Origin of the sequence: Thermogemmatispora sp., assembly GCF_019683635.1 — a bacterium.
GTDB lineage: Bacteria > Chloroflexota > Ktedonobacteria > Ktedonobacterales > Ktedonobacteraceae > Thermogemmatispora.
In genome coordinates this window covers 1-9094 of record NZ_JADGIA010000204.1, presented here as the reverse complement: position 1 = coordinate 9094, position 9094 = coordinate 1, and the positions used below count along the sequence as shown (strand labels likewise).

The following is a 9094-nucleotide window of genomic DNA, read 5'->3' as shown; positions in this document are numbered from 1 at the left end:
CGTATGAGATTTACTCTACTCCGATGATAAGTTGCCTCTCTACGTGGATTATATCATCTTTTTAAATATCATACTATATCAATTTAGCGCCATCAAAGGCTGGGTCGACGGAGAAAACCAGGGAAAAAGTACCCGGCGCGGGTTGTGAAAGGAAGCCCAGAGAGGAGAGGACAAAGGCACCAGCAGGAAGGCGAGAGACAGATCTCTGGCCGACGCTGAGTAAGCGAGCCGAGACCACGCCTCCCGCATGCCGGAGCCACGAGCTGGGGATTCAGCGCCTCTAAGCGCAGCAGATCGCAAGACGAGGTGGCTAAGACGTCTTGCGACCCTCGGCCTGAGCAAAGGCAGCCTCAGTTTTGGCTGCCATAATAAAGTCATTTTGATGCAGCCCACCCACCGCGTGAGTCCAGAAGGCGACCTTCACCTGCCCCCACTCAGTCACGAGCTGCGGATGATGATCCTGCTCCTCAGCGAGTGCGCCGACCGCATTCGTGAAAGCGAGAGCGTGGGCAAAGTTATCAAAATGGAAAGTCTTTTCGATGCGCTTGATCCCATCCACTTCGACCACTTGCCAGCCTGGGAGCTGAGAGAGCAAGTTGCTGATTTCTGCATCTGACAAAGCCGGTTCGCCGCCACGACAGGGCACACAGCGCATCTGAGCCAAATCCTGCATAGGTACCTCCCATTTTCCCTTGCGAGGAACCTGACGAACAATGCGAACAACAAAACCAACGGAACGAGGTCAAGCAAACACGTAAGAGTGGCCTCTCTTAGGTGTTACAGACCTGCCAGTGCTCTCTCTAGAAGAGTATAGCCGAGGAGGGCCAGCCCCTGCCACTGCCAAAAAAGGAGAGCGTCCAGACCTGCCCACCCCTGCCTGGCCTGGCGGACCCCTCGCTGGCCGACCTTGGGCCAGCAAGTCCGCCCCCAGGATCAGGGGCTGGCCCGGTACGCTCCCCAACATTCCCGACCACGCCGCCGCCCCCACGGGATCGCGCCACACATACGGAAAGAGCAGCCCATTCCCGGCGCTGGCTGCCACTCAGCGCTCAGCCGTCCCTAGTGATAGCCCAGCATTCTGCGAGCCAGCGCGACACTATCAACCTCGTACGTACCCATGACAACACGCGTCTTCAGCACCGCCACCCGCTCCGCGCGCTCCTGTTCGACCATAGCCGCCAGATCCGGCCCGGGCACCGCCCTTTCACCTGGGCACGCCTGTGGCTCATCAGGCGCTCCGGGTCCGCCTGGTCCAACTCCAGCAGGAGAGGAACGTCGCCTGCGAGGCAGCGCGGGCCGCAGATAGCGCTCATCATCATACTCGTGCTCACCCAGCCAGGGCCGCCACCCGGTCCCCCTATCTGGCAGAGACGTGGGCTGCCAGCTCTGCCCCGGCGCACTGGCCTGGGCCGCTTCAACCTTTGAGTGCGTCGCCCTGCCGCGTCCCGCCTGCCCGTTCGCCCGAGTCACGTGCCGAATGCGCATGGTGATCAGGACTCCTCTCTTCTTTCCTCCGTCACTACGTCGCCAGCGATAGCCAACGAATAGCCTGCCGCGGGCACCCGGACACCGGCGACGAACGATCTTCGCTCCCCAGCAGGGGGCCTATGCCTCTTTCCAGTGTAAGAGACGGAACCTGCCCAGGTAAGGGGTATTCGTCGCCAATTCGAGAGACCAGAAGTCCCTGATTATCATCACCCACCTACTACCGTTGCTCACCCTGGTCTTCCATCTGCGCTCTGCTGCTCTGCCCGCCTCCTCTCTTTTACTGGCAATAGGCTGGCAAGGAGCCGCTAAAGAGCGCAGGGTGCAGCAGCTGGACCAGACACTGCAGACCATCAACGAGGCGCGGCCCCGGACGCTGCATCAGATCCGTATTGAGATGGTAGACATGATGTAACTTGAGGGCGGTAATCTGGCCCCAGTTAGGGCGGCGATAGACCAGCTGTGGATCTCCACCATAGCGCGGGTCCTCGGTGAGGATAATGTATTGGGGATTGGCGCGGATCACCGCCTCATCAGTGACCTGGGGATAGCCACCGTTGCTCGTATTGTTGTGGAAGACATTGATCGCATTAGCATCCTGGAGCAGCTCGTCGCCAAAAGTCCCACCCCCAAAGACATAAGGCTTGCCAGGGGTGCTATCGTCGGCCTCCAGCATCACCGTCGGCGGCGTGGTCCCCTTCACCGCCTGGCGGATCTGAGCGATGCGCTGCTGGAGCTGCTTGACCAGCGCATCCGCCGTGCTCTCAGTGAAGGTCAGACGCCCCACCGTCTGAATCTCAGCCAGCATCAGAGCAATGGTATTGTCAGGCAAATCAACCACGTGCAAGCCCAGACGCGTCAGCTGCGCATCGTACTTCTCTGTGAGACCGCCAGAGCTAAGCACCAGATCGGGATGCAGAGCCACGATGCGCTCTACATTATAGTCGCCGTTGGCATCCGAGATACGTGGAAGATGGGTCAGCTGCGTCGGATAGTCCGTATAATAGTCGACAGCCACAATACGGCTCTCCAGGTGGAGTGCGGCCAGAATCTCGCTCATGCTCGGCACCAGGGAAATAAGACGCTGCGGAGCCGTCTTCGGGAAGACCACTGGAGTGCCGTAGATATCGCGCACTACCGTTGGCGTGGGGCTTGGCTGCGCCGCGCTGCCGCCACTCTGGCTCTGTCCACAGGCCGCAAGTAAGAGGAAGCACAGAATCGATAAACAAGGGAAAAACCGTCGGGAGATGACACGGATGCGCATAAAACTCACTCCTCCACTGCAAAAGATAACCGTCCATTGTCACCTCGCGTAGAGGGGGCGCAACCACAACACAAAAGGACCGGAGAAGCAGCGGGTCAGCTCGGTTTAGTGGTTGATAGTACGCCTGCTCCTTTGACGCGAAGGAACATGGGCCGCTGGCATCAGGCAGGTCTCCTGGCTTCTGGCTCAAGCGCACCCTGACGCGCCTTCCCATTCCCTGGCCTGGTCCGCAGACTTAGACCGGTTTACCCTTACACAGGCCCGCACAGGAACAGTGGCTTGCTCGCTCACCTACTCGCACCCGTCCGCAGCGGGGAGCGGACGGGTCGCCAAGGTGCTCACCAGTCACAGTAGCGCGACTGCGCCGGATTCTCACCGACTTCCCTATTCTGCCGGAAATGAGCGCAGGTATTTCCGGCCACCTGATGCGTCGCACGATTCACTGCTGGCAGAGGAAGTATATGCAAGAGGTTGCCTGGCTGTCAACCCAGAGCGGTCGCTGTTCCGGGACAGGAGCCACCCGAGCCGGTGGCGGCAGCTTAGAAGGCCACCGCCCCGACGCCCAGGCCGCCAGTAACCAGCTCGCGCAGGCGCGTGGCATTGCGCAGGGCATACCCCTCGCTATCATTATTGAAATAGGCATAGCACTCACGTCCCTCTGCCGCCTCCCTGCTCAACCACTCGGCCCAGAAAGCCAGCTCCGCCTCACTGAAGCAAGGGCCAGCCTGCCCGCTGTGGAAGCGCAGATAGCGAAAGGCCGCTGTGGCTGGCAGATCCACCGGTGTGGGCAGTTCCCCCCCAACCGCCAGCACCAGGGCACAACCGGCCTCTGCCAGCAAAGCGCATAAGCGCTCACCTTCGGCCCCCTGCAGCCAGGAAGGGTCACGGAACTCAAAAGCTACTGCCAATCCACGCGGCAGCAAATGGAGAAAGTCCGCCAGACGCCCCAGGTCGCTCTTCCAGTGAGGCGGAAGCTGGTAGAGCAGAGGCCCCAGACGCTGACCCAAACCGCGCGCCGCCTCTAGTAGACGCGCCTGTGGTTCAGCCGCATCGCGCAGCTTCTTCATATGCGTGAGGTAGCGACTGGCCTTGACCGCGAAGCGAAAACGCGGATGGAACCTTACCTGCTCAGCCCAAAGCGCAAACTGCGAACGCGGGGGCAGGCGATAGAAGCTCCTGTTAATTTCCACCGTGGCAAAATGTCGGGCATAATACGGTAGATACTCCTGCGGCGGCAAATCAGGCGGATAGAAGCGGCCCACCCAGTGCGGATAGAGCCAGCCAGAGGTACCAATCCAGATCGTCATCGCTCGTTCTCCGCTCGCTCGCACCAAGCGCTCCACTCCAAGCAAAAGAGCCTCGGCATCCATGCATCCCCATCAGCAGCCAGTCAGCAAGCCAGTCAGCAGCCAGAACCAGGACAGCGCGGGCAGAGCACAGCCACCTCATCAGCCCAAGCTATCCGCCGGCAGCTATCTCTATTCTATCCTCGCCATCGAGCGTATCCCTTTGTCCATCGGAGACAGGGCCAGCCGATCCCCAGCAGCTCCACTAAGACCGGGTCAGGGAGCAAGGCAGCAGGAGAAACACCTTGAGGATAGCGGGTGAACGGGCAGGCAGGCAGGCAGGCAGGCAATGGAGGCCGCACGAGCCTGCCGCAGGAGACAAGTGGATCAGTCCGACTTCAGGCAGCGACTTGCAGCACCTCAACCACAATCACACTCACATTATCATCACCGCCGCCATCGAGTGCCGCCTGAAGCAAGCACTGGCAGATCGTCACAGGATCAGCAGTGAGGCCCAGGAGATGCTCAATCTGAGGGTCGCGCACCATCTCCCACAGGCCATCAGAGCACAGGAGCAGCTTATCGCCCCGCAGCAAAGGCACAGCAAAGACATCGACCTCGACCGACGCCCGATCTCCCAGACAACGATAAATCTGATTGCGCTGCGGATGCCGATAGACATCCTCGCGAGAAATAGACCCCGCACTCAATAAGCGGGCCACGACCGAATGATCCTGCGTTACCTGGGTCAGGCCCGTCGCCGGGCGATAGAGATACGTCCGACTATCGCCCACATTCAACACATAGGCGGTACTATCGAGGAGGAGGGCCGCGGTCAGCGTTGTTCCCATGTCGGCCTTCTCAGCGCGATTACGCTGATAAAGCTTCAGATTAGCATGTTGCAGGGCATCGACCAGAACGCCAGTCAAGAAGGTCTCGTCGTTCTCGACCGAATTCGTTAGTGCAGGCAGCACCAGCTCGCAGAAGGTCTCTACCACCAGGCGGCTCGCCTCACGACCATTGGAATGGCCCCCCATCCCATCAGCCACCACACAGAGGCCGAAGGTTTGGCCGCTATGACTCCGCTGCTGCTGAATAGCCAGCAGATTGTCCTCATTCGGCTTATGCTTGCGTTTGAGGCCGGGATCGGTAACGGCCCCCATGCGGATGACCAGCGCACCTTTCGACGGCAGGCTCGCCAGCGTCTCCGTGCGTCGTTCCTCAGCCCCTTTCCCGGCGGGTGTTGACCAGTTAGGTATGGGAGTCTCAAGGGCCTGGTCCTCCACGGCAGAGGGAAAGGCGAGTTGCTCCTCGACAGAGGCGGCCATCAGCGCCGAGAGAGCAGGCGGTGACGAGAGGGAGAGGTCAACCTGGGTGGGGAAATCAGCCCAAAGAGCACGTCGCGCCTCCAGCGAGGGGACTGCACTCGTCTCAGCAGAGGGAGAGGGGCCAGAGACAGAGGCCAGCGGGCGTGTCAGCGAGTCGGGAGAGCCAGGTTTAGGAGCAAGCGGGCGGGAGGCCGACAACGGTTGCGAACGGGACCGCCCCCCACTGCCGGAACGATAGTGCTTCACAACACGCGTCGCCTGGACCTCGGCTTCGCGCAACTGCTCAAGCTCATGCTTGAGCAGCCGGCGCTCCTGCCAGGAGTACCAGCAGGTCCGCAAGAGGCGCCAGCCAGCGAGCAACAGCCCTATCCAGGCCCCGGCCAGGAGCAAGGCTAAGACAGCCAGCCCCAACACAGGGAGCAGAAGAGCGGGGCCGCGGATCGCCCACAGCGCTGGAAGCTGCTGGAGCGTTTGCCAGAGCAGCAGCCAGGCATGGGGAGGAAAGCCGCCCGAAACCCAGATCAGCACAGCCAGGGCACAGAACCATCCCAGCGCCCGCGCGGGCAGCGGAATCTGGCGGACCCCGTAGCCGATGTTGAATTGCCCCAGCATCGCTTCGCTATCCTCTCTATTACCAGTTCGCGCCGGGCACTCGCAATCAGCTCAGCATCGTGCGTTTCTTGACAACTCTTGCCAACAATATTAAGTATACTCACCACTTTGTACAGTGTGCAGCATGACCATCCAAAATTCCTGGTACTTACGCCCGCAAACGCCAGAGAGTGGACGCCAGGACCCCCTTTCCACCACCACCGCCGCCTGCGGGCGACTTGATCCCGGGCTGGAGAGGTGAGCAGGACAGCCCGTCTGGACAGACGAAAAGGGACTTGACAAGTCACAAGAAGTGGAGTATCCTTGTGATGACAATCGCAAAGGAGCCATGAACCAACAAGGAGAGGTCGCATAGAGGCCTAGTGCGGCGGTTTGCTAAACCGCTAGGGATCAAAAGTCCCTCGTGGGTTCGAATCCCACCCTCTCCGCCAGGCCACAGTTAAGTGGCCTGTGTACAGGGGTGTAGCTCAATCGGTAGAGCAGCGGTCTCCAAAGTGCGCCCCTGTGGTGCTTCTGTTCCTGTTGCGGCAGCGCAACATCACTGAAGCGGGTGTGATTAAAGCACGACCTCACCTGGCCCCCGAAAGGGGGCGGGGACAACAGCATGGTCGAAAAGTCCGGCGGTCCACTCCACAGCCAGCGGAGGATGGTTACGCGCCGGGCAGCTAGGCCGGGCATGGTGAAGGCTGGATTGCTTGAACCTCAGTCGCCCGCTTCGCTGGATTGTCAGTCGTAATTTGGAGGGCTGGCAACCGCTTCTCCAGCGAGGCTCTCGCCACGGACACGGACAGTGGCCAGGCGAGCGTGGCGACGAACGAGGCACCTAAACCCGGAGCGGAGCAGAAGTGCAACTGGGGGATCGCCTAAACACCGTAAGGTGCATGGCGACGGAGCATCCATAGTACTCAAAGGCTCAGGGTAATGCCTGAGACACGGGGAAGGGATGCAGGAGGTCTGCCTCCCACGCGAGGCCAACTGGCATCAAGCGCCTGGGCTGGCTCCAGACCTCTGGAGAGCCGGATGCATCGAAAGGTGCACGTCCGGTTCGGGGAGACATCGCCAGCAGCCCGCTGCACACGGGTTGCGGTGGAGCAGCTCCACACCGCAGGTTGCGGGTTCAAGTCCTGCCGCCCCTGCTTAGAGACTACAGCGCGTTGGGGCCGGTGCTCGTCATGAGCACCGGCCTTTTTTATAGCCTCCCTTCCTTCTCTCAACAGTGCGCCCGGTTGCCTTGCCTCAGTCAGCTCAGCCAGCTCTACCACGCGCCGCTCGCCTGCTTTAGCTGTCAGCACAGCCTCACGCATTGCCCCATCTCCCGCAGATATGGTATCATAGGCGACAGAGCAACATGCCAGACGGCAAGGAAGAGCAGCAGGAAAGGCCGGCGCGCCTGCGCGCAAGCCAGGCCAGACAGGCCAAGCCAGAGAGAAGCCCAGGGAGAGGACGGCGGAGAAACCTGCCTGATCTCAGGTGTTCCTTCCTGATCCCGGCTTTCTCCTTTCGCTGAACTGAACGCCAGCCCTGGCTGGCTGCCTGCAGAGAGTGCTCCTGGTTCCGCTGGCAGGTACAGCGGTCGGTCACTCAACAGAGAGATAGACAAGGGCCGCTTCAGCATCGTGAAGGGATGTTCGTGTGAGCAACGAAGAGAAACGTCAACGGATTGCCGTTTATCCGGGCAGCTTTGACCCGCTCACGCACGGCCACCTCGATATCGCGCGGCGTGGCGCCCGCCTTTTCGATACGCTGATCGTGGCAGTCTACGCTGTTCCCGATAAGAACCTGCTCTTCTCTGTCGACGAGCGGGTGCAGCTCTGGGAAGAGGTCATTGCCGCCGAGGGCCTTACCAATGTCCGCGTAGAAAAATTCTACGGCCTCGTCGTTGAGTTTGTGCGCTCGGTCGGTGGCTCAGTCATCATCAAGGGCCTGCGCTCCCCTAACGACTTCGAGGCCGAGTTTCAACAAGGGCTGATGAATCGCAAATTGGCCCCAGAAATTGAGACCGTCTGTCTGCTGACGAATTTGCAGCATCTCTTTGTCAGCTCCTCTCTGCTCAAGGAAGTAGCCCGGCTAGGAGGGAACGTCAGCGACATGTTGCCGCCAGTAGTCATTAAAGCCCTGCAGCGCAAATTTGGCCACAGCGAATCCTGAGCGCTACAGTTGAGCTGCCGGGTGCGAGGTCACAGGCAGAGCAAGAAAGAAAGAAAGGGCGCCGGTCACAGTTCGTGGCAGGCTTCCTGACCGAAGGCCAGAGGCCGGTCGGTGCAGGTAGGTAGGCAGGTAGCAGGTAGGTAGGTAGACAGCGGCGGGCTGAGCCGTACGCTGCGAGCAAGAAGGCGGAGGACGCCAGGCGAGCGCTCTACTCCAACCAGGGCCAGCTGGGGCCGATCAGCTCAGTGGCGCATCGTACAGGCGTTCGCTCACTCGCTCGCCAGTTGTCCAGTCAGCCAGTCGCAAGAGAGCACGAGGAAGAGGAAGGGTCAGTGTGGATATACTCTATCTGGTAGATCGCCTGGAAAACCTGATCGCCAGCAGCCGCAGGATGCCCCTCGTCAATCAGATCATGGTCAGGGAAGCTGAGATTCTGGCGATCCTTGATCAAATGCGTGCCGCGATTCCTGAAGAGGTCAAGCAGGCCAGGCGCCTTCTGCAGGAGAAGGAGCGCATCCTGGCTCAGGCCCAGGCGGAGGCGGCCAGCATCCTGGCAAAGGCCCGCGAGGAGTCCGAGCGTGTCATGGACCGCGAGGGGCTGCTGCGCCAGGCCGAGGAGCGCTCAGAGGAGTTAGTACGCCTGGCAGAGGAACAGGCCCAGCAGCTCAAGAGCGAGGCCAACGCCTACGTGGCGGAAACCTTGCGGTCCTTGCATGAGCACCTGACCGCCATTGAGACGGAGATCAGTCGCACCATTCTCAGTATCGAGAAGGGCCTGGAAAGCCTGGAAGACTCCTCACCTTACGTCGAAGAAGAGGGCGAGGACCAGGCCGCCGAGGAGCTGCCGCTGCCAGAGGAGGGTTATGCCCTCTATGCCGACGAGGAGGAGGCGGAGGACGCTCTCCCCCCCCATCCTTCCCCCCGCCGCTCTTCCCTGGCCGCCGATACGATGGGCGGCCCCATGCTGGGAC

The 9094-nt window shown here is 60.7% G+C and carries 7 protein-coding genes, 1 tRNA gene and 1 riboswitch; of the genes, 3 read left to right on the top strand and 5 right to left on the bottom strand.

Annotated features, from left to right (window positions below; all coding sequences use genetic code 11):
• Positions 1 to 310: 310 nt before the first annotated feature.
• The 5 genes from IRZ31_RS17790 to IRZ31_RS17770 form a co-directional block, all read right to left on the bottom strand.
• A complete protein-coding gene (locus tag IRZ31_RS17790; RefSeq protein ID WP_297156106.1) occupies positions 311 to 673 on the bottom strand; it encodes a 4a-hydroxytetrahydrobiopterin dehydratase in 363 nt (120 codons plus the stop codon).
• 386 nt (positions 674 to 1059) lie between these two features.
• Complete coding sequence (locus IRZ31_RS17785; RefSeq protein WP_297156103.1) at positions 1060 to 1485, bottom strand: flagellar biosynthesis anti-sigma factor FlgM; 426 nt, start codon at positions 1483 to 1485, stop codon at positions 1060 to 1062.
• Between the two features lie 280 nt (positions 1486 to 1765).
• Positions 1766 to 2749, bottom strand: coding sequence for an ABC transporter substrate-binding protein (locus IRZ31_RS17780; RefSeq protein WP_297156101.1), 984 nt, complete (start codon positions 2747 to 2749; stop codon positions 1766 to 1768).
• Between the two features lie 146 nt (positions 2750 to 2895).
• Positions 2896 to 3190: riboswitch (cobalamin riboswitch) on the bottom strand.
• A gap of 98 nt (positions 3191 to 3288) precedes the next feature.
• Positions 3289 to 4056, bottom strand: a complete 768-nt coding sequence (locus IRZ31_RS17775; RefSeq protein WP_297156099.1) for a DUF72 domain-containing protein — start codon at positions 4054 to 4056, stop codon at positions 3289 to 3291.
• 377 nt (positions 4057 to 4433) lie between these two features.
• On the bottom strand, positions 4434 to 5975 hold the full coding sequence (locus tag IRZ31_RS17770) for a protein phosphatase 2C domain-containing protein (RefSeq protein WP_297156097.1): 1542 nt from the start codon (positions 5973 to 5975) through the stop codon (positions 4434 to 4436).
• A 340-nt stretch (positions 5976 to 6315) separates the two neighbouring features.
• Here IRZ31_RS17770 and IRZ31_RS17765 point away from each other — a divergent pair.
• From IRZ31_RS17765 to IRZ31_RS17755, 3 genes are all read left to right on the top strand, one after another.
• Positions 6316 to 6406: transfer RNA gene (locus IRZ31_RS17765), tRNA-Ser, on the top strand.
• A 1201-nt stretch (positions 6407 to 7607) separates the two neighbouring features.
• Positions 7608 to 8123 carry a pantetheine-phosphate adenylyltransferase gene (gene coaD, locus IRZ31_RS17760; RefSeq protein ID WP_297156095.1) on the top strand — a complete coding sequence of 172 codons (516 nt, stop codon included), beginning with the start codon at positions 7608 to 7610 and terminating at the stop codon, positions 8121 to 8123.
• Positions 8124 to 8457: 334 nt separating this feature from the next.
• Positions 8458 to 9094, top strand: a 637-nt coding sequence (locus IRZ31_RS17755; protein ID WP_297156093.1) for a hypothetical protein, incomplete at its 3' end; no start/stop codon positions are given.